Origin of the sequence: Ramlibacter pallidus (assembly GCF_015070875.1) — a bacterium.
Lineage (GTDB): Bacteria > Pseudomonadota > Gammaproteobacteria > Burkholderiales > Burkholderiaceae_C > Ramlibacter > Ramlibacter pallidus.
In genome coordinates this window covers 65,398-83,662 of the sequence record NZ_JADDIV010000004.1, presented here as the reverse complement: position 1 = coordinate 83,662, position 18,265 = coordinate 65,398, and the positions used below count along the sequence as shown (strand labels likewise).

At 69.9% G+C, this 18,265-nt stretch carries 23 protein-coding genes; 14 read left to right on the top strand and 9 right to left on the bottom strand.

Going from position 1 to position 18,265, the window contains the following annotated elements; genetic code table 11:
* The first annotated feature begins 31 nt into the window (after positions 1-31).
* From IM787_RS13555 to IM787_RS13535, 5 genes are all read left to right on the top strand, one after another.
* Positions 32-334 carry a 2TM domain-containing protein gene (locus IM787_RS13555; protein WP_193677220.1) on the top strand — a complete coding sequence of 101 codons (303 nt, stop codon included), beginning with the start codon at positions 32-34 and terminating at the stop codon, positions 332-334.
* On the top strand, positions 331-1,362 hold the full coding sequence (locus tag IM787_RS13550; protein ID WP_193677219.1) for a sensor histidine kinase: 1,032 nt from the start codon (positions 331-333) through the stop codon (positions 1,360-1,362). The genes IM787_RS13555 and IM787_RS13550 overlap by 4 nt, the downstream gene beginning before the upstream one ends.
* A complete protein-coding gene (locus tag IM787_RS13545) occupies positions 1,359-2,150 on the top strand; it encodes a LytR/AlgR family response regulator transcription factor (RefSeq protein WP_193677218.1) in 792 nt (263 codons plus the stop codon). Before IM787_RS13550 ends, IM787_RS13545 begins: the two co-directional genes overlap by 4 nt.
* Before the next feature lie 84 nt (positions 2,151-2,234).
* Positions 2,235-2,774 carry a DUF3455 domain-containing protein gene (locus IM787_RS13540; protein ID WP_193677217.1) on the top strand — a complete coding sequence of 180 codons (540 nt, stop codon included), beginning with the start codon at positions 2,235-2,237 and terminating at the stop codon, positions 2,772-2,774.
* 404 nt (positions 2,775-3,178) lie between these two features.
* Entirely contained in the window at positions 3,179-3,433 is a 255-nt protein-coding gene (locus IM787_RS13535) for a hypothetical protein (RefSeq protein ID WP_193677216.1), read from the top strand.
* Positions 3,434-3,600: 167 nt separating this feature from the next.
* Here IM787_RS13535 and IM787_RS21530 read toward each other — a convergent pair whose 3' ends face one another.
* Positions 3,601-3,930, bottom strand: a complete 330-nt coding sequence (locus IM787_RS21530) for a hypothetical protein (protein ID WP_227494374.1) — start codon at positions 3,928-3,930, stop codon at positions 3,601-3,603.
* A gap of 215 nt (positions 3,931-4,145) precedes the next feature.
* Between IM787_RS21530 and IM787_RS13525 the strand changes: the two genes are divergently transcribed.
* Positions 4,146-5,930: a glutamine--tRNA ligase/YqeY domain fusion protein gene (locus IM787_RS13525; protein WP_193677214.1), complete on the top strand. Its 1,785-nt coding sequence runs from the start codon at positions 4,146-4,148 to the stop codon at positions 5,928-5,930.
* Positions 5,931-5,949: 19 nt separating this feature from the next.
* On the opposite strand, the gene IM787_RS13520 is transcribed toward IM787_RS13525, so the two are convergent.
* The 3 genes from IM787_RS13520 to IM787_RS13510 form a co-directional block, all read right to left on the bottom strand.
* A complete protein-coding gene (locus tag IM787_RS13520; RefSeq protein ID WP_193677213.1) occupies positions 5,950-6,279 on the bottom strand; it encodes an ArsR/SmtB family transcription factor in 330 nt (109 codons plus the stop codon).
* A complete protein-coding gene (locus IM787_RS13515; RefSeq protein ID WP_193677212.1) occupies positions 6,276-6,749 on the bottom strand; it encodes an SRPBCC family protein in 474 nt (157 codons plus the stop codon). Before IM787_RS13515 ends, IM787_RS13520 begins: the two co-directional genes overlap by 4 nt.
* A 71-nt stretch (positions 6,750-6,820) precedes the next feature.
* Complete coding sequence (locus tag IM787_RS13510) at positions 6,821-7,828, bottom strand: AraC family transcriptional regulator (protein ID WP_193677211.1); 1,008 nt, start codon at positions 7,826-7,828, stop codon at positions 6,821-6,823.
* A gap of 123 nt (positions 7,829-7,951) precedes the next feature.
* Here IM787_RS13510 and IM787_RS13505 point away from each other — a divergent pair, with 123 nt between their 5' ends.
* A complete protein-coding gene (locus IM787_RS13505) occupies positions 7,952-8,320 on the top strand; it encodes a DsrE family protein (protein ID WP_354004410.1) in 369 nt (122 codons plus the stop codon).
* Here the strand turns inward: IM787_RS13505 and IM787_RS13500 are convergent, their stop codons facing one another.
* Positions 8,321-8,893, bottom strand: coding sequence for a carboxymuconolactone decarboxylase family protein (locus tag IM787_RS13500; protein ID WP_193677210.1), 573 nt, complete (start codon positions 8,891-8,893; stop codon positions 8,321-8,323).
* Positions 8,894-9,113: 220 nt separating this feature from the next.
* On the opposite strand from IM787_RS13500, the gene IM787_RS13495 reads away from it, so the two are divergent.
* Both IM787_RS13495 and IM787_RS13490 read left to right on the top strand, forming a co-directional pair.
* A complete protein-coding gene (locus tag IM787_RS13495; RefSeq protein ID WP_193677209.1) occupies positions 9,114-9,452 on the top strand; it encodes a hypothetical protein in 339 nt (112 codons plus the stop codon).
* 73 nt (positions 9,453-9,525) lie between these two features.
* Entirely contained in the window at positions 9,526-10,050 is a 525-nt protein-coding gene (locus tag IM787_RS13490) for a hypothetical protein (RefSeq protein ID WP_193677208.1), read from the top strand.
* Between the two features lie 63 nt (positions 10,051-10,113).
* Here IM787_RS13490 and IM787_RS13485 read toward each other — a convergent pair whose 3' ends face one another.
* Positions 10,114-11,265, bottom strand: a complete 1,152-nt coding sequence (locus IM787_RS13485; RefSeq protein ID WP_193677207.1) for an aminotransferase class V-fold PLP-dependent enzyme — start codon at positions 11,263-11,265, stop codon at positions 10,114-10,116.
* 111 nt (positions 11,266-11,376) lie between these two features.
* Between IM787_RS13485 and IM787_RS13480 the strand changes: the two genes are divergently transcribed.
* The 3 genes from IM787_RS13480 to IM787_RS13470 are packed head-to-tail and all read left to right on the top strand — an operon-like array spanning position 11,377 to position 13,080.
* On the top strand, positions 11,377-11,517 hold the full coding sequence (locus IM787_RS13480) for a hypothetical protein (protein WP_193677206.1): 141 nt from the start codon (positions 11,377-11,379) through the stop codon (positions 11,515-11,517).
* 3 nt (positions 11,518-11,520) lie between these two features.
* Positions 11,521-12,345 (top strand): helix-turn-helix domain-containing protein, encoded by an 825-nt coding sequence (locus tag IM787_RS13475; protein WP_193677205.1) that lies wholly within the window; start codon positions 11,521-11,523, stop codon positions 12,343-12,345.
* A 39-nt stretch (positions 12,346-12,384) separates the two neighbouring features.
* Entirely contained in the window at positions 12,385-13,080 is a 696-nt protein-coding gene (locus IM787_RS13470) for a B3/B4 domain-containing protein (protein ID WP_193677204.1), read from the top strand.
* Here the strand turns inward: IM787_RS13470 and IM787_RS13465 are convergent.
* Together IM787_RS13465 and IM787_RS13460 are read right to left on the bottom strand one after the other, a co-directional pair.
* Positions 13,077-13,463, bottom strand: a complete 387-nt coding sequence (locus IM787_RS13465; protein WP_193677203.1) for a hypothetical protein — start codon at positions 13,461-13,463, stop codon at positions 13,077-13,079. The two genes, IM787_RS13470 and IM787_RS13465, sit on opposite strands and share 4 nt — an antisense overlap.
* 93 nt (positions 13,464-13,556) lie before the next feature.
* A complete protein-coding gene (locus IM787_RS13460) occupies positions 13,557-13,982 on the bottom strand; it encodes a VOC family protein (protein WP_193677202.1) in 426 nt (141 codons plus the stop codon).
* A gap of 288 nt (positions 13,983-14,270) precedes the next feature.
* Here IM787_RS13460 and IM787_RS13455 point away from each other — a divergent pair, with 288 nt between their 5' ends.
* Entirely contained in the window at positions 14,271-15,128 is an 858-nt protein-coding gene (locus IM787_RS13455; RefSeq protein WP_193677201.1) for a hypothetical protein, read from the top strand.
* Here IM787_RS13455 and IM787_RS13450 read toward each other — a convergent pair.
* Positions 15,120-17,936, bottom strand: a complete 2,817-nt coding sequence (locus IM787_RS13450; protein ID WP_193677200.1) for a PAS domain-containing protein — start codon at positions 17,934-17,936, stop codon at positions 15,120-15,122. The genes IM787_RS13455 and IM787_RS13450 overlap by 9 nt on opposite strands.
* A 110-nt stretch (positions 17,937-18,046) precedes the next feature.
* Between IM787_RS13450 and IM787_RS13445 the strand changes: the two genes are divergently transcribed.
* Complete coding sequence (locus IM787_RS13445; protein ID WP_193677199.1) at positions 18,047-18,265, top strand: hypothetical protein; 219 nt, start codon at positions 18,047-18,049, stop codon at positions 18,263-18,265.

The window sequence follows — 18,265 nt, the reverse complement described above, 5'->3', positions numbered from 1 at the left end:
CACCCACCCGCTCCCCTAGAATCCGCTCGCCATGCCCCAGCTTTCCGAAGACGACATCGACCGCCTCGCGCGCAAGCGGGCCGGCGCCAAGCTGGGCTGGTACGTCCACGCCGCGGTGTACCTGGTGGTGAACGTGGGCATGTTCGCCGCCTGGCAGTTCGGCCTGCGCAGCCGGCCCTGGTCGGCGTACCCGGTGCTCGGATGGGGACTGGGGCTCGTGCTGCACGGCCTGTCGGTCTTCGTGCTGGGCGGCGGCAGCGCGTGGCGCGAGCAGCTGGTGCAGCGCGAGCGCGATCGGCTGCGGCGCGAGCAGGACCGCGCGGCGCGTCGATGAAGATCGACTGGATCTCCAAGCTGCAGAACCTGCTGCAGACCATCGCCTTCTGCCTCGCGGTGGCCACCATCCAGTACGCCTTCTCGCCCGACCGCCCCTACCCGCCGCTGGTGGCGTACTCGCTGTTCACGGGTTGCACGATCTGGGCGGTGATCGACCTCGGGCGGCACCTGTTGCCGACCGCTTCCGAGACGGGCTGGCCCGCGGGCTGGCAAGGCGGCATGCTGGTGGTCGGCGGCATCGTCACCGGCTTCCTCGTGGGCAACATCGGCGGCGACGCGGTGATGCGCTCCCTCGGCCTGATCCCGGCGGGGAGCAGTTCCTCCGGCACGCACCTGCGCAGCGGCCTGCTGATCACGCTGCTGGCGGGCATCGCGGGCAGCTACTGGTTCTACAGCCGCAACAAGAGCGCCTACCTCGAGCGGCGCATCGGCGAAGCCGAACGTCACGCCGGCGAGGCCCGGCTCAAGCTGCTCGAATCGCAGCTGGAACCGCACATGCTGTTCAACACGCTGGCCAACCTGCGGGCGCTGATCGCCGTGGATCCCGGCCGTGCGCAGCAGATGCTGGACCACATGATCGCGTACCTGCGCGCCACGCTCGATGCGTCGCGCGCCACCACGCACCCCCTGCAGTTGGAGTTCGACCGGCTGCGCGATTACCTGGAGCTCATGGCGATCCGCATGGGGCCGCGCCTGCGTTCCACCATCGAGCTGCCGGCGGAACTGGCCGGCCTGCGCGTGCCCACGTTGCTGCTGCAGCCGGTGGTGGAGAACAGCATCCTGCACGGCCTCGAGCCCAAGGTGGAGGGCGGCCAGGTCACGGTGCGCGCCGCGCGCGACGGCGACCGGCTGCTGCTGGAGGTGACGGACACCGGTGTCGGCGACGCCGCCGGCTCCGCCGGCAAGGGCTTCGGCCTGGTGCAGATCCGGGAGCGGCTCGCGACCCTGTACGCCGGCCGCGCCGTGATCGACTTCACGCGCGATGCGCACGGCGCGTGCACGCGCATCCTGCTGCCGATCGCATGAAGCCCACCGCCGTCCTCGCCGAAGACGAACCGCTGCTGGCGCAGGCCCTGCAGGCGGAGCTGGCGCGCGCGTGGCCGGAGCTGCAGGTGGTCGCCTCCGTCGGCGACGGCGCCGCCGCCGTGCGGGCCGCCCTGCAGCACCGCCCCGACGTGCTGTTCTTCGACATCCGCATGCCCGGCCAGGGCGGGCTGGAGGCCGCCGCCGAACTGGCGGATGCGTGGGCGCAGGACGCACCCTTCCCGGCGCTCGTCTTCGTGACGGCCTACGACCAGTACGCGGTGCAGGCGTTCGAGGCCCAGGCCGTCGACTACGTGCTGAAGCCGGTGCAGCCGCAACGCCTGGCGCGGACCGTGGAGAAGGTCCGACAGGTGCTGGCACGACGCACCGCCGGCGGCGTCGACCTCGAAGCCACGCTGGGCCAGCTGCGCCACCTGCTGGCCGGGACCCCACCGACCCCGCAACCGCACCTGAAGGTGATCCAGGCCGGCGTGGGCACCACGATCCGCATGGTGCCGGTCGAGGAAGTCGTGTATTTCGAAGCGGCCGACAAGTACGTGCGCGTGGTCTGCGCGGCCAGCGAAGTGCTGGTGCGCACGCCGCTCAAGGAACTGCTGCCCCAGCTCGACGCCCAGCTCTTCTGGCAGGTGCACCGCGGCACGGTGGTGCGCGCCACGGCCATCGAAAGCGTGCACCGCGACGAGGGCGGCAAGCTGCACCTCGCCCTGCGCGGCCGCAAGGAGCGGCTGCCGGTGAGCCGGCTGTACGCGCATCTCTTCAAGGCGATGTAGCCGCGGTTGAATCCGCGCGGGGTTTTCCTGCGTATCCGTGGCGGACGCAAGCCGCGTCACTTCGCAACGATCAGGAGATCCCCCATGCAACGCCTCATCCTGGCAGCTTCCTGCTGCGCCACGCTCGCCGCCTGTGCCTCCGGCCCGATGGCCATGTCCCGTCCCTACGACCAGGCGATGCTGCCGGCCGCCGTGCAGGTGCCGTCCGGGCACCGCGTGGCGATGGAAACGGTGGGGGTGGGCGAGATCACCTACGAATGCCGCGTGAAGGCGGGGGGGGGCCACGAATGGTTCTTCGTCGGCCCCGATGCCAAGCTGATGGACCGCGCCGGCAAGCAGGTCGGCCGCTACTTCGGCCCGCCCGCCACCTGGGAGAACATGGACGGATCGCGCGTCACGGCCACGCAGGTCGCCGTGGCACCGGCCGATGCGGGCAGCATCCCGCTGCAGCTGGTCAGGGCGAACCCCGCCATGGGCAACGGCGCCATGAACGGCGTCACCTACATCCAGCGCGTGGCCACGCAAGGCGGTGTGGCGCCCGCGGCCGCCTGTGGCGCTGCGAACCTCGGCACCAAGCAGGTGGTGCGCTACCAGGCCGACTACATCTTCTACAAGGGCGCGTGAGTTCGCCCCCGGGGCCTGCGATGCACCAGGCAAAGGGGGAATCGTCCGGCAGGCGCTGTGGGCGGCGTCCTACAAGGCGTACCGCGGCCGGCCCTTCTACTACAAGGCATCGAATTGCACGGAAGGCGCCCCTTCACCGACAGACCGAAGCAGCGCGTTCCGTCTCCCGATCACCCCGACTCCTCTGAGTCCCCTCCTCCTCCGGGGTGAGCTGGTCCGGCCCTCCGTCCCGCGACTGGCATTGTTACCCCCAGGCTCAACCCCTGGGGGTTCTTTTTTGCCCGTCCCCGTTGCGGGTCCGCCTACGGCTCGGTCGATGAAGTCCGACGCCCAAGGCCGGGCACGGCCGTCATGTAAAGCGTTGCTGCGCCCGTACTCTGTTAACACTCAGAGGAACAACAGACATGAAAGACGGCAAACCCAACAGCGCGAGCGAGCCGGACGACCGGCGCGTTGCGCCGGGCGGCCGGAGGAGCAACGGGCCCGGCCGGACGCGCGGATTCGTCGAGCGCGCCACGGCCAAGGGCCACAGCGGCTACGGGGCGGACAGCGTGCGTCCCCACCTGCGGGACCAGCTGAAGCTGAAATCCCTGCTCCCCCAGCCTTACCCGACACCGGAACAGCAGCCCGAAGCGGGCAAGGACGAACACCACCGCTGATGCGGCGGCCACGGGTTTCAACGCGGGACGGCGCGACCCACCCACCAAGCCAAGGGCCCAAAAAGAAGGCCCCGGCTTGTGGGCCCGGGGCCAATCGCTTGGAGAACCGAAACTTCTTTTTCTGCCTGTCCGTTGCTGCAACTCCCTGAGGGGCCGTCCCGCGCTTGTCAGTGATGGTGGCGATGGTGCCGGTGATGCTTGTGGCGCTTGTGCCTGTGGTGTCCGTAGCCCTGGCCGTAGTACACCGGCGCCGGCTGCACGTAGTAGACGGGCGGGGCCACGTACACCGGCCGCGGTGCCACGTAGATCGGGGCCGGCGCGACGTAGACCGGCGCCGGCGCCACATAGACGGGCCGGTGGTTGCCGACGCCGACCGAGACGCCGGGGGCGGCATCGATGCCGATCGACCAGTACACGTTGTCGCGGGCCTGCGCGGCGCCGGCCAGCGTGGCCAGGGCCAGTGCTGCGAAAGCGGTGATAGCGCGAGAGGTTTTCAATTTCAGGGTCCTGCTTGGGGTGTCCCGGGTTTTCCCGGAACCTGTGGCGTGATTGAACGCAAGCCGTGAAGGATTGCCTAGGGGCGTCGCAGTCAAATGCGTTGCCGGACGTAACCCGCCGCGCCGTTCATCCCCGGATGCCGACGCTTCGTCCGAAAGGCGCGCAAGTCCCGCTTTCGGTGCACTGCAACAAGCCATGACAAAATCGTCCGCATATGGCTTCCCCGACCGAAAAAGAAAACGCCCCCAAGCCGTCCAACTTCCTGCGCGGCATCGTCGAGCGCGACCTGGAACAAGGTACCTACCGGCAGCGGCACTGGGGCGGCGGGCCCGGGGATGCGGCGCACCACCGCATGGGAGAGCCGGACCCGGCGCGCATCCGCACCCGATTCCCGCCCGAACCCAACGGCTACCTGCACGTGGGCCATGCCAAGAGCATCTGCCTGAACTTCGGGCTGGCGCGTGACTACCAGGGCATCTGCCACCTGCGCTTCGACGACACCAACCCCGAGAAGGAGGAGGTGGAGTACGTCGAGAGCATCAAGGATGCCGTGCGTTGGCTCGGCTTCGACTGGGACGCGCACGGCACCAGCCACCTGTACCAGGCCAGCGACTACTTCGACTTCATGTACCGCGCCGCCGAGTACCTGATCGAGGCGGGCCACGCGTACGTCGACGAGCAGACGCCGGAAGAGATGCGCGTCAACCGCGGTGACTTCAGCAAGCCCGGCACCGACAGCCCCTTCCGCAGCCGCAGCATCGACGAGAACCTGCAGCGCTTGCGCGAGATGCGCGACGGCAAGCTGGAGGACGGCAAGGCGGTGCTGCGCGCGAAGATCGACATGGCCAGCCCCAACATCAACCTGAGGGACCCGACCATCTACCGCATCAAGCATGCGGAGCACCACCACACCGGCGGCAAGTGGTGCATCTACCCGATGTACACCTTCGCGCACCCGATCGAGGACGCGCTGGAGAACATCACCCACAGCATCTGCACGCTGGAGTTCGAGGACCAGCGGCCGTTCTACGACTGGCTGCTCGATCGCCTGGCGGAGGGCGGCCTGATCAACACGCCGCAGCCGCGGCAGTACGAGTTCGCGCGCCTGAACCTCACGTACGTGGTCACCAGCAAGCGCAAGCTGAAGCAATTGGTCGACCAGGGCCACGTGACGGGCTGGGACGACCCGCGCATGCCGACCATCGTCGGCCTGCGCCGCCGCGGCTACACGCCGGAGAGCCTGCAGCTCTTCGCCGACCGCATCGGCGTGAGCAAGGCCGATTCGTGGATCGACTATTCGACGCTGGAGATCGCGCTGCGCGACGACCTGGACCCGAAGGCGGCGCGCGCGATGGCGGTGCTGGACCCGGTGAAGATGGTCATCACCAACTGGGACGAGGCGATGGGCGCCGGCCACCTGGACCCCTGCTCCGCGCCCGTGCACCCGCATGCGCCGGAGCGCGGCAAGCGCGAGTTCATGTTCGGCCGCGAGCTGTGGATCGAGCGCACCGACTACGAAGAGACGCCGCCCAAGGGATTCTTCCGCCTGTTCCCGGGCAACAAGGTGCGCATGAAGTACGGGCACGTGATCGAGTGCACGGGCGCCACGAAGGACGCATCGGGCCAGGTCACGGAAGTGCAGGCGACGCTGGTGCCGGACACCAAGAGCGGCACGCCGGGCGCGGACGCCGTGAAGGTGAAGGGCAACATCACCTGGGTCGGCGTGGCGGATGGCGTGAAGGCGGAAGTGCGGCTGTACGACCGCTTGTTCTCCGTGCCGCAGCCGGGCACGGGCGAGAAGGACTTCCTGGACGAACTGAATCCGGACAGCCTGAAGGTGGTGACCGCGTATGTGGAGCCGTCACTGGGCCGGGCGAAGGGGGATGAGAAGTTCCAGTTCGAGAGGCATGGGTACTTCGTGGCGGACCGGAAGGACCATGGTGGAGGCCGGCCCGTGTTCAATCGGGTGACGGGGCTGAAGGACGGCTGGGCGAAGTGACGAAGGCGGGAAAGGGTGCTTAGTCCCTCTCCGCGAACGCCTTCAGCTTCGCCAGCGCCATCTCCCACTGCTGCCCGATCACCTCCAGCGACTTCCTCGCCTCCTCCACCTGCGTCGGGTCGAACTGCCAAAGCCGTTCCCGTCCGATCCGCAGGTCCTTCACCAGCCCCGCATCCGCCAGCACCTGCAGGTGCTTGGTGATGGCCTGCCGGGTGAGGTCGGTGTTGGCGGTGAGCTGGGCGATCGAATAGACGCCGCCTGCGCAGAGGATGGCGACGAGGCGCAGGCGCGTCGCGTCGCCCAGGGCGAAGAAGACGTTCGCCAATTCGGAAGCGGCCAGTTTCGTCATGCAGTCTCGGCGTGCTTGCGGATGTTCTCCAGTTGGCCGTCCCAGCCGCCGCTGTTCATGCGGAAGGCTTCCAGCCGCCGCCCCGGCGGGACCTTGTCGAAGCCGGACTCCACCGTCTTCACCAGCGTGCCGCCACCGGGCGCATCCTGCAGCGTCCAGGTGACCACCGTACGCTCTTCCCTGCTGTAGTCGACCTTCGGATCGACGGCGTAGGGATGCCAGCGCCACGAGAACACGCTCTCGGGTTCCAGCCGCTCGACGATGACGTCGAACAGGATGTGCGTGTAGCCCGGGATCGTGATGGGGCCCTGCGTGCGCTGGCCGACCGCGAACACCTGGCCCTTCAGGTCCGCGCCGAACCAGTGGCCGAACGCCTCGGCGTCGGTGATCAGGCGCCAAACGCGCGAGCGGGGTGCGGCGATGACGACGCTGCGTTCGATGCGGTCGCCGGCTTCGGTCTTCGTGTCCATGCGTTCTCCTTGATTGGCAACCAATCTGTTGCCTATCGCCCATTCTGGATCGACGCGTGCAGAAATGCAACCTATGGGTTGCCAGAAACCCCGGGCCGCGGAGGGTTGGCGGCTGCGTCCGCAGGGCCCCTTGCCCCGCTGCGCCATGAGCCGGGCGGGACGCCGTACTCGAGCTTGAATGCGCGGCTGAAGGAGGCTTCGGAGTCGTAGCCGACCGCCTGGGACACCTGCAACAGTGTCGCGCGTTCGTGCGCCAGCATGCGGGCGGCGACCCCGAGCCGCAAGCGCCGCAGGTAGTGCATGGGCGGCGTGCCGAGCAAACCGCTGAAGCGTTCGGCGAGCACGCTGCGCGAAGTGTGCGCGGCCTGCGCGAGCGTCTCCAGTGTCCAGTCGCGCGCCGGTTCGGCGTGCATCAGCGCGAGGCAGCGGCCGACCTGCGGGTCCCGAAGCCCGGCGAGCCACCCGCATTCTTGCGCCGTCAGGGTCTCCACGTACGCACGCAGGGACTCGACGAAGAGCGACTCCGCCACCCTGGCCGCCACTGCGGTGGAGCCGGGTTCGCGCGCCGCCGCCTGCCGGGTCGCGTACCGGATGGACTGCTCCAGCCACGGCCCGGCGTCCCGGCCGCCGACCGCCACCCGGAACAGGCGTGGCAGCGCGGCCAGGAGCAGGTTGGGCACGTCGCGTTCGTAGGCGAACCAGCCGCACACCAGCGCGCAGGGCTCCCCGTCGCCTCCGTAGCGGACTTGCGCCACTTCCGGCAGCTTGACGGGCACCACGTGCTGCAGGCTGACGGGCGCATGCTGCATTCCGCTGCCCACCAGGTGGGCGTCGCCGGCCGGGAGCACGGCCACGTCCCCCGCCTCCAGGGACACCGGTTCGCCATCGGGCATCTGGATCCAGCAGCGGCCCTCCATCACCATGTGCAGGATGGCCAGGTGGCGGGCGCCGGGCCGCAGCAGCGGTGCCATCGAAACCGCGGGCGGCGCCGCCACGCACCAGGGCTCGCGGAAATCACCGTTCAGGAACAGGGCCCCCTCCAGGCGGATCGTGCGCAGCACGTCGGACAAGGCATCCATCCGCCGGACTGTCCACGCCCGCGGACGATCGGTCAAGAACCCAGGACGCCGGGGCAGGACGCCGGCCACCCGCGACGCGGAACATGCGGGCTCCCGGACCCCACACCCCCCAGGAGCATTCCAGTGACCACCGATTCCCGCGAACTCGTCGTCCTCATGACCCGCGGCGCCGACCATGAACTGTCGTCCGTCGCCTCCACCATCGCCTGCGGCGGCATCACTTCCGGCCTCAGGGTGACGGCCTTCCTCACCAGCAGCGCCGTCGACCTGGTGCGCAAGCGCAGCGTGGACCTCACCCAGGTGGCGCCCCTCGACCCGTTGAAGGCCTTGATGGAAGACTTCATGCGCCGCGGCGGCAGCGTCGTGGCCTGCCCGCCTTGCGTCAAGTCGCGCGGCTACACGCAGGAGGACTTCATCGAAGGCGTGACGATCGCCGGTGCAAGCGTGGTGCACGAGAAGCTGAAGGCCGGCGCAGCCAGCCTGAGCTTCTGATCAGCGCGGCAGCCGCGCGCCCCAGGTCTCCAGCGGCACGCGCGCGGCGCGGCAGACGTAGCTGATCGCGCGGTACCAGCCCGCCAGCATCAGCAGTTCCACCAGCTGCGGATGCGTCCAGTGCGCCGCAAGGTCCGACCACAGGGCATCGGACACGTCCGAGCCCTCGTGCAGCTCGTCCACCATGCGCACCAGCAAGCGGTCGCGTTCCGTGAGCACGGCCAGGTCCGCGGCCGGATCGGCGATCGCGCGGCTCTGCTCCGCGCTGAAGCCGGCCGCCTCCGCGAATGCCGCGACGTGCACGCCCCACTCGTACTCCGCGCCGCAGCGCGCGCAGACGCGATCGATCACGACCTCCCGGTCGCGCAGTGACAGCAGCGCCTTGCGGCCCAGGAGAAATCCGCCCCAGCCGGTCATGCGCTCCGCCAGCGCCGGATGGTGCGCAAGCACGCGGAACAAGGCCAGCACTTCGGGCGCGCCGGGCGGTGTCATCTTCGCCAGGAGCGCCTGCAGTTCCGCGTCGTACGGCGGCTGCAGCGGGGGGATGCGCGGGGTGGTCGGGGTCGTTGGCATGGTCGGCCTTTCCTTGTGCACGTGCGATGGTGCACCCGGCGCAGCCGCCACGAAATCGTGTGGGCGACAGGGGATCTCCGCGCCACGGGCGCCGCGTTGCCGCTGAGTCGAAACGCGCCGACATGCGGCAGCCCCCTGCGCCGCTACTTGTCGTAGAACAGGCGCGCTGCAATGGTGTCTGTGGGCGGCACCCCGCCGCCTCATCGACAGGAGCCACACCATGCAAGCCGATCAACTCAAGCAGAGCATCCACCGCATCGAGGAATGCGTCGACGAAGCCAAGCGCGCCGTCGAACAGGGCAACGCGCCCGCCGAACTGCGCCAGTCCGTCGACTCGCTGCACCAGCAGGCGCGCCAGGCGCAGCAGCAGGCCGACAGCGGCCAGCAGCAGGGCCAGGAGAGCCTGCGCAACGCCGTCATGCAGATGGAACAGGAAGGCGACCGCGCCATGCAGGCCTGCCGCAATGCGGGCAACAGCGTCGATCCGCAGACGCAGCAGGCCGTGAAGCGCGCGCACGACGAGATCTCGGGCCTGAAGAAGCAGATCCAGATGCAGTAAGCCGCGCCACGCACGCAGCGGCGGCCTTCGGGCCGCTTTTTCTTCGGGATTCGCGCGCGGCGCACAATGCCCGATGGCTTTCACCGTCACCTCCGCGGGCCGCCGGCTCGTCATGGCCGCCCTGCTCGCGCTCGCGATCGCCGGGCTCGTCGTGCGCCACTTCGCGCCCAACCCCTCCACGCTGCGTGACGTCGGCACGCTGCTCCTCGTGCTCTGGCTGCCGGCAGTGGGGAACCTCGTGGCGTACCTGGTCCGCAAGATGCCACGCAAGCCGGACGCGCGGCCCGCAAATGCATTCGCGCCGGGCAGCGCATTCACGCCGCAGTTGCGGGCGGAGATCGAGACGGAGGGCATCCCGGCGCACGTGGCGTCGCCGCTCACCGCCGGCGACGCACGTTTCATGGTCGTGAAGGGACAGCACGCCTTCACCGCGCGGCTCGAACGCCCGCTCGTGGAGATGCTGGCCGCGCCGGGCAAGCAGGTCATCGGCCTGGAGTTGCTTCACCCCGCCACCGCGCTGCCCCACTTGCGGGCCGGCGGAGACTTCCACGTCGTCGTGGGGAGGACGGCGGTGGCGAAGGGGCGCGTCGTGGAATGAGGAAGAGCGGCCGTGGCCGCTCTTTCCGGATGCCCTGGGTTCCCGCCTGCGCGGGAAGGACGGTCAGGCCGCCTTCTTCTGCGCCGGCACGCCGATGCGGTCCAGCGCGTCGGCCAGCGACTTCACCGTGCGGTCGACGTTGTGCCACTTGTCCAGGCCGAAGAGGCCGATGCGGAAGGTCTTGAACTCCGGGCCCTCGTCGCATTGCAGCGGCACGCCGGCCGCGGTCTGCAGGCCTTCGTTGAGGAATTTCTTTCCGCTCTGGATGTCGGGGTCGGTCGTGTAGCTCACCACCACGCCCGGCGCCTTGAAGCCGTCCGCCGCCACGCTGGGGAAGCCGCGGCTTTCGAACAGGGCCCGCACCTTGCGGCCCAGGTCTTCCTGCTCCGCCTTCACGTTGGCGAAGCCGTACGCCTTCGTCTCCACCATGGTCTGCCGCAGGCGGGTGAGCGCGTCGGTCGGCATGGTGGCGTGGTACACGTGGGCGCCGCCCTCGTAGGTCTCCATGACCTGCAGCCACTTCTTCAGGTCCATGGCGAAGCTGCTGCTGGTGGTCGCGTCGATCGCGGCGCGGGCGCGCTCGGAGAGCATCACCATCGCGCAGCACGGCGAGCTGCTCCAGCCCTTCTGCGGCGCGGAGATCAGCACGTCGATGCCGCAGGCCTGCATGTCGACCCACATCGCGCCCGAGGCGATGCAGTCCAGCACGAACAGCCCGCCGGCCTCGTGCACCGCGTCGGCGACCTGGCGCATGTAGTCGTCCGGCAGGATCATGCCGCTGGCGGTTTCGACGTGGGGCGCGAACACCACCGCCGGCTTCTTCTCGCGGATCGCGGCGGTCACTTCGGCGATCGGAGCCGGCGCATACGGCGACGTCGGGCCGCTGCCCTGCTTGCGCGCCTTCAGCACCGTGGACGACGCGGGGATGTTCCCCATGTCGAAGATCTGCGTCCAGCGGAAGCTGAACCAGCCGTTGCGCAGCACCATCACGTCCTTGCCGTTGGCGAACTGGCGCGCCACGGACTCCATGCCGAAGGTGCCGCTGCCGGGCACCAGGATCGCGGAGCGCGCGTTGTAGACCTCCTTCAGGATCGAGGAGATGTCCTTCATCACGCCCTGGAAGCTGCGCGACATGTGGTTCAGCGCGCGGTCGGTGTACACCACCGAGAATTCGAGCAGGCCTTCGGGGTCGACGTTGGGCAGCAATCCGGGCATGGGTGCGGGCTCCGCAAAGGGGAAAAGCGGCAGCTTAGCATCCGCCGCACGGCACGCCGGCTCCGGGGGCTTGGCCGGCTGCTACAGTTCGCGCATCAAGGAGGAGCTCCCATGCCCAAGGGTGAACAGCGCAGCAACAAGTTGGCCAAGAAGCCCAAGAAGGACACCTCGCCGCCCAAGGAAAGCACCTCCGACCGGCCGACCCCGCCGATGACCACGGTGATGCCGAAGGGCAAGCTGAAGAACAAGTAGGCGATGGCCGCGGCGCCGTTCCACCGGTGCGAGGTGCTGGCCTCGCCGTGGCCCGGCGTCTTCGCCGCGGTGGTGCGCAGCGAGCGCCACTACGGCCGCCATTCGCACGGCACCCATGGTTTCGGCTTCGTCGATGCCGGTGCGCACCGTTCCTGCAGCGGCCGCGGCACCGTCGACGCGCATGCCGGGGACGTGGTGACCACCAACCCGGGCGAAATCCACGATGGCCGTCCGCTGGGCGCGCCCAGCCGGAGCTGGTGCACCGTATACGTCGAGCCCCCGGTGCTCGCGGGCATGGACCCCGGCGGCAGGGGCGACATCGCGATCACGCGGCCCGTGCTCGCCGACCCGGCGTTGATGCACGCGATCCGCCGGCTGCTGGCCGCCCTGCGCGCATGGCGGGACGAAGGCGCCGAAGCGCTGGCCTGCGAAGAAGCGCTGGTGCACGCCAGCGGCCTCCTCCTTGCCAGGCACAGCACGCGCAACATCGCGCTGGAGAACGCCGCCCCGGCCCTCGCGGCCGTGCGGCAAAGGCTCGCCGACGACCTGCTCTCGGCGCCCACCCTCGCCGAACTCGCGGACGAAGCCGGCACCAGCCGCTTCCAGTTGCTGCGGCGGTTCGCCGCCGTGCATGGCTGCACGCCGCATGGCTGGCTGCAGCAGCAACGCACCGAGCGCGCGCGCGGCCTCATCCGTCAAGGCACGCCGCTGGCCGAAGCCGCCACCGCGACCGGGTTCGCCGACCAGAGCCACATGACGCGCGCGTTCGTGCGCCAGTTCGGCTTCACGCCCGGGGCCTGGCAGCGCGCCGCGCGCCCGCTGCAATAGCGTTCAAGACGGCAGCGGCGGGGCCGGTGACACTGCGGCATGGACTTCAGCCACCACCCCGCGCTCTGGCAGCAGTATCCCGAACTCGCGGCCGGCGCCCTGTCCGCGCGCGGCATCCGGCGTGACGCGGATGCGTCCGCGCCGATCGCCCGCTACGAAGCGCTCGCAATGGCGCGCCTGCAGGCCGCCGGCAGCGAATCGGCGCTGCCCGAGATCCAGGCCTGGCGCCGCACCTTCTCGCGCATGGGCCTCAAGCCCACGCAGTACCGCTGCGCCTCCGAGTCGCTGCTGCGCCGGCTGCGGACGGAAGGCGCCATGCCGCGCATCCATCCACTGATCGACGTGTGCAACGCGATCTCCATGGCCTTCGCCATCCCCATCGCCGTGCTGGACGCGGCAAGGATCGCGGGGCCGTTGCAGGTGCGCCCTGCGGACGGGACGGAGCGCTACCTGAGCTTTGCCGGCGAAGTGGAACATCCCGACGCCGGCGAGGTGAGCTTCGTGGATGCGGCAGGCAATGCGCACGCGCGCCGCTGGACCCACCGGCAAAGCGGCCTGTCGGCGGTGCGCGACGGCACGGCGGAAGTGTTGATCGTGGCCGAGGCGATGCACGACGCGGGGCGGGAGGATGTGCGCAAGCTCGTCGAGGCCGTTGCGCAAGTGCTGCGGGACGTGTGGTCCGCGGCGCCGGTGACCGGCTTTCCCGACGCGGCGGCGCCGCGCTTCCTCGCCTAGCAGCGCAGTTCGCGGTAGCGCTTCTTGTTGCGCACCAGGGGCATCTCGTCTTCCAGCGTGGCCGTATCGCCCTTGGCCTTGAGCTCGGATTCCTGCTCCGCCATGTGCGTGTCGAGCGCCCGGCACTCCTCGCGCTGCTCATCGCTGAGCACCGCGCGCCTGGCGATCCGGGCGCGGTCCTGCGGGACGGGCTGGGACTTGTCGGTCCGGGTGCGGACCGTCGAACCGACCTGGCGGCCGCCGGGACAGGCGACCTGGCTGTACGTGACGCCGCTGCGCGACCAGCACTTGTAGGCCCGGTCGACTTGCGCGTGCGATGCCCCGGCCGCCGCCCACAGGGTGGCCGCTCCCAGCATCGCCGTCCAGGTCCGTGCTCGCTTCATGGCCGCCATGCTAGGCGCGCCACGGCCGGGCAGGCCGCTACAAGAGGTATCCGCGATGCGCCGTCCCAACAGCGGCACCGCTCGTCCGCCGGATCATGCCGCCTGTGCGCCGCCGCCGACCATCCAAGGGACGCCGAAGCGGTCGGTCAGCATGCCGAAGGCTTCGGCCCAGAAGGTCTTGCCCATGGGCATGGTGACGCTGCCGCCCTGCGACAGGGCGTCGAAGATGCGCCGGGCCTCCTGCGCCGTGGGGTAGTTCAGCGCCAGCGCGAAGGCGCCGGGTGTCGCCTGCCCTTGCCCGGGCGGCATGTCGGATGCCATGAGCATGCGCCCGCCGAGCTTCAGGCAGGCGTGCATCACGAGGTCGGGCGCCGGAGCACCGCCCGCGCATCCGGGCTCCTCGGGACGGTCGCCATACTTCAGGAGGGGCTCCAGCTGTCCGCCGAACGTCCGTTCGTAGAAGCGCATGGCTTCGGCGCAGTTGCCGTTGAAGAAGAGGTAGCTGTCGAGGTCGGGCATGGCAGTCTCCGTGTGCGGGCAACGGCCTGTCCGTGCCCTTGCAGGCATGACGAACCACGAGGCCCGACTTCGACAAGCCCACCGAAATGACAGCTTTGGTTCACGTTTGGTAGCGCGGATCGGGCGAACTTTCAGCCGCAACACGCTTGCCCGTGAATTTTGTTACGCACCGTCGCCGCCGTCGGTTCGCCTCTGTACATGGCCCGGGTCACCCGCTCCATCAAGACTGGACCAACGGCATCTGTTGCAAATCGTAATCCTCTGCCATACTAGGAAAAAACCCTAAACATGGCCTCGCTCTCCCGCATCACCTGCCACGCCGTCCACGACATGCCCCCCGCGGCGCGGGAAACGCTCGCGCGCGAGCTGTTCGCGGTCCATTGCCAGATCTTCAGCGGCCTCGCGTTCGAAGCGTTCCGCGACTACGTGATCGAGCGGCCTGCGTTCCGTACCTGGATCTACGTCAAGCACAACGGGGCCGGCAGCCTGGTGGGCTACACGTCGATGCACGCCTTCCACATGCGCGTCGCCGGGCGCGCCTCCACCGTGATCCGAATGGAAGCGGGCACGCTGCGCGCCGCGCGCGGGCGCGACCTGACGATGGTCTACGCCGTGCTGCGGCTGCTGCGCCTGTGGGCGAGCGAGCCGTGGCGGCGCTTCTGCATCTTCGCGGCGCTGACCCATCCCAGCAGCTACACCTTCCTCTCGCACTACGCGCCGGTGATCTACCCACATGCCTCGCGCGAGATCCCGGCCAACGTGATGCAGCGGATGGAAGAACTCGCGCAGGCGTTCGAGCTGGAGCGCATCGACCCCGCCAACCCGCTGCTGCGGCGCGTGGACTGGGTCACGCTGGAATCGGCGGAGGAGCGCACGCGCTGGCACACCAGCCGGCGGCCCGACACGCGCTTCTACGTCACGAACAACCCGGGCTACGAGAGCGGCCACGGGCTGCTTACCTACATCCCGTTCAACGGCGCGATCCTGGTGCGCTCGCTGGTGCGCTTCCTGGTCGGCCGCGCCGGCCGCATCGCGCGGCTGGTGTTCGGCGACCAGCGCGCCGCCGTCCCCGCACCTTCGGCCGCGCCCCAGAAGGCACCCCCTGCCGGTGCCGAGTGGGCGCACACGCGGCCACCCTCACTCTGAGCGCGGGGCCGCCGCCGGCGGCAGCGTGAACGAGAAGGTCGCGCCCTGCCCGGGGCCCGAGCGCGCCCACACCCTTCCACCCTGCCGCGTGATGGCACGCGCCACCGTCGCCAGCCCGATGCCGGTGCCGGGGAACTCGTCCGCGCCATGCAGCCGCTGGAAGGTGCCGAACAGGCGGTCGGCGTAGGCCATGTCGAAGCCCACGCCGTTGTCCAGCACCCAGTACTCGCCGCGCGCGTGCGAACCGCCGACCACGATCTCCGCATCGTCGCGGCCGGAGGTGAACTTCCAGGCGTTGCCCAGCAGGTTCTCGAGCACCGACCGCATCAGCCGCACGTCGCCCATGACGGCCAGGCCCGGCTCGACGCGCCACTGCACGCGGCGCTGCGGCTGCTCCGACTGCAGGCGCTGCAGGATCTCCGTGGCCATGTCGCTCAGGTTGACGACCGCCGAGATCACGTCGACCTCCGAGACGTGCGCCAGCGCCAGCAAGCCCTCGATCAACTGCGTCATCGTCTCGGCATTGGCCTGGATGCGCGCGAGGTAGTGGAGCGCGCGCTCCTGCGGCGCGTCGCCGAGCTCCTGCCGCAGCAGCCGCGCGAAGGAGCCCACGCGCTGCAGCGGCGACTGCAGGTCGTGCGAGACCGAATAGGAGAAGGACTCCAGCTGCTTGTTGGCCAGCCGCAGCGCCGCCTCGTTCGCCATCAGGTCCGTGATGTCGGTGTCCACGCCGACCCAGAACAGCACCTTGCCTTCGTCGTCGCGCACGGGCACGGCGCGGTAGGTCATGGTGTGGTAGCGGCCATCGCGCGCCCGGATGCGCCGCGTGCCCGTGTACGGATCGCCGCTCACCACGCTGCGCAGCCAGTTGTGCTGCACCGCCGTGACGTCGTCGGGGTGGATCAGTCGCATCCACTCCTCGCCCAGCCAGTCCGGCGGGGCGCCGCCCGCCAGCTCGTACCAGGCGCGGCTCAGGAAGGTGACGTTGCCGCGCGGGTCGACCGTCCAGAAGGGCAGCGGTGCCTGTTCGGCCAGCGTGCGGAACAGCGCCTCCTGCCGGGTCAACTCGCCGGTGCGCTGGGCGATGCGCTCCTCCAGGCTGGCGTTGAGCCGGCGGATCTCCTCCATCATCAGCACGCGCAGCGTGATGTCCTGCTGGGCGCCCTGGATCCCGGTGATCGTGCCGTTCTCGTCGCGGATCGCTTCGCCGACGGTGCGAATCCAGACGTGACGCCGCGCCGGCGTGACCATCTCCACCTCGAGGTCGAAGGACTCGCCGTCCTCCATGCAGCGGCGGATGGCCGGCAGGCTGACGCCCACGCCCTCCGGCGTGAGCATGGCGACCAGCTCCTCCAGCGCGGGTTGCGCGTCCGGCGGCAGGTCGAGCACCGCCGCCACTTCCTCGGACAACATGACCCGCTGCGTGGACATGTCGACGCGCCAGCTGCCCATGCGGGTGAGGCGCCCCGCCATGCGCAACTGTTCGGCCTGCGCATGCAGGCGTTCCTGCGCCTTCTTCAGGGCGTCGATGTCGGTGGCGGTGCCGAACCAGGCGACGGCGGCGGGATCGCCTTCCCGCACCGGCACCGCCCGCAACAGCTGCCAGCGGTAGCTGCCGTCGCGGTAGCGCAGCCGGTGCTCGACCTGCAGGTCGCCGCCGCGGGCCATGCCGTCCGCCAGCTGTTCGACCATGCGCTCGCGGTCCCTCGGGTGTACGGCCTGCTGCCAGCGCGTGCCCATGGCTTCCTCCTGCGTGCGCCCCGTCACTTCCGTCCAGCGCTGGCTGACGAACCGGACGGCGCCGCGGTCGTCGGCGATGAAGACGATCTGCGGCACCGCCTGCGCGAGCTGGCGGAAGCGCTGCTCCGACTGTTCGCGGATGCGCGAGTGGCGGCGCAGCTGCCAGGCGAGCGCGATGGCCACCAGCACCGCGGCGGCCCACACCGCGCCCGTCAGCGTGGCGAAGCGGCGCCACGGCGCCAGGAGTTCGTCGTAGCCGGAGCCGACCACGACCACCAGCTCCGGGTAGGCCGGCAGCTCGCGATAGGCGGTGACGCGCAAGACCCCGTCGATCACCGAAGGGCGCACGAAGACGCCCTCGCCGGCGCGCGGCAGCTCGTCGCGGAACAGGCGCGTGCCGGACATGTCGGCCCCGACCATCCGGGGCTCCGAAGGCGAGCGCGCCACGACCTGGCCGTTGCGATGGTGCAGCGCGATGACCCCGGACCGGCCCATGTCCACGCCCTGCCACTGCTGCTCGAAGTAAGGGGGCTCCACCGCGCCGACCACCACGCCCCGCAGGCTGCCGTCCGGCCCGCGGATCGCCCGCGACACGGTCACCATCCAGCGGTTCGTGATGCGGCTCAGGATCGCGGGCCCGATGTGGAAGTCCGTCTCCGGCCGCTCGCGGTGCACGTGGAAGTAGGAGCGGTCGGCGCGCATGCCGCCGCGGCTGCCGGCGCCGCGGGAGTCTTCCACGACGCGGCCTTCGCCGTCGGTCAGCCACAGCGCCGTCAGCAGCGGGAGCGCCTTCTGCTCGGCCGCCAGCAGGGCGCGGACCGCGTCCGGATGCGCGCCGCCGCTGTCCTCCAGCGCGCGCAGGCGCAGCGCGGCCAGCTGGAGGCGCTGGTCGGCCGACTGGAAGGTGCGCGCGGTCTGTTCGGCGATCACCCGCGACAGCGAGTTCGCCTGCTGCATCCCGTTGCGCAGCGCCATCTCGCGCTGGTACAGCAGCGCGGACACCAGCAGCGCGCCGGTCAGCAGCACGATCGCCAGCACCGCGCCCGCATCGCGCAAGGGTCTCCTCATCCTTGCCATTCTCGCCGCAACGGCTGTCCGGCAAGCACACGGGCTGTCCGCTGACAGGGCTGCTGGGCCGCGTCCCCGGACACTGCCCCCTACGTGAACAGGAGGCCACGATGACGCAGCATGCAACGATCCGGGGAGAGGTGTGTTTTCGCGCGGGCGACGGCGTGCTGATGCCCATTCCCGACGGGATGGTGGACATCGACGTGGCCGACGACAGCGTCACCCTCGGCTGGACCGACGGCGAAGGCAACGCCGGCTCGGCCGCCATCACGCGCGACGAGTACGACCGCTACGTGCGCGAAGGCAAGATCCGCGTGCAGCCCGCCTGA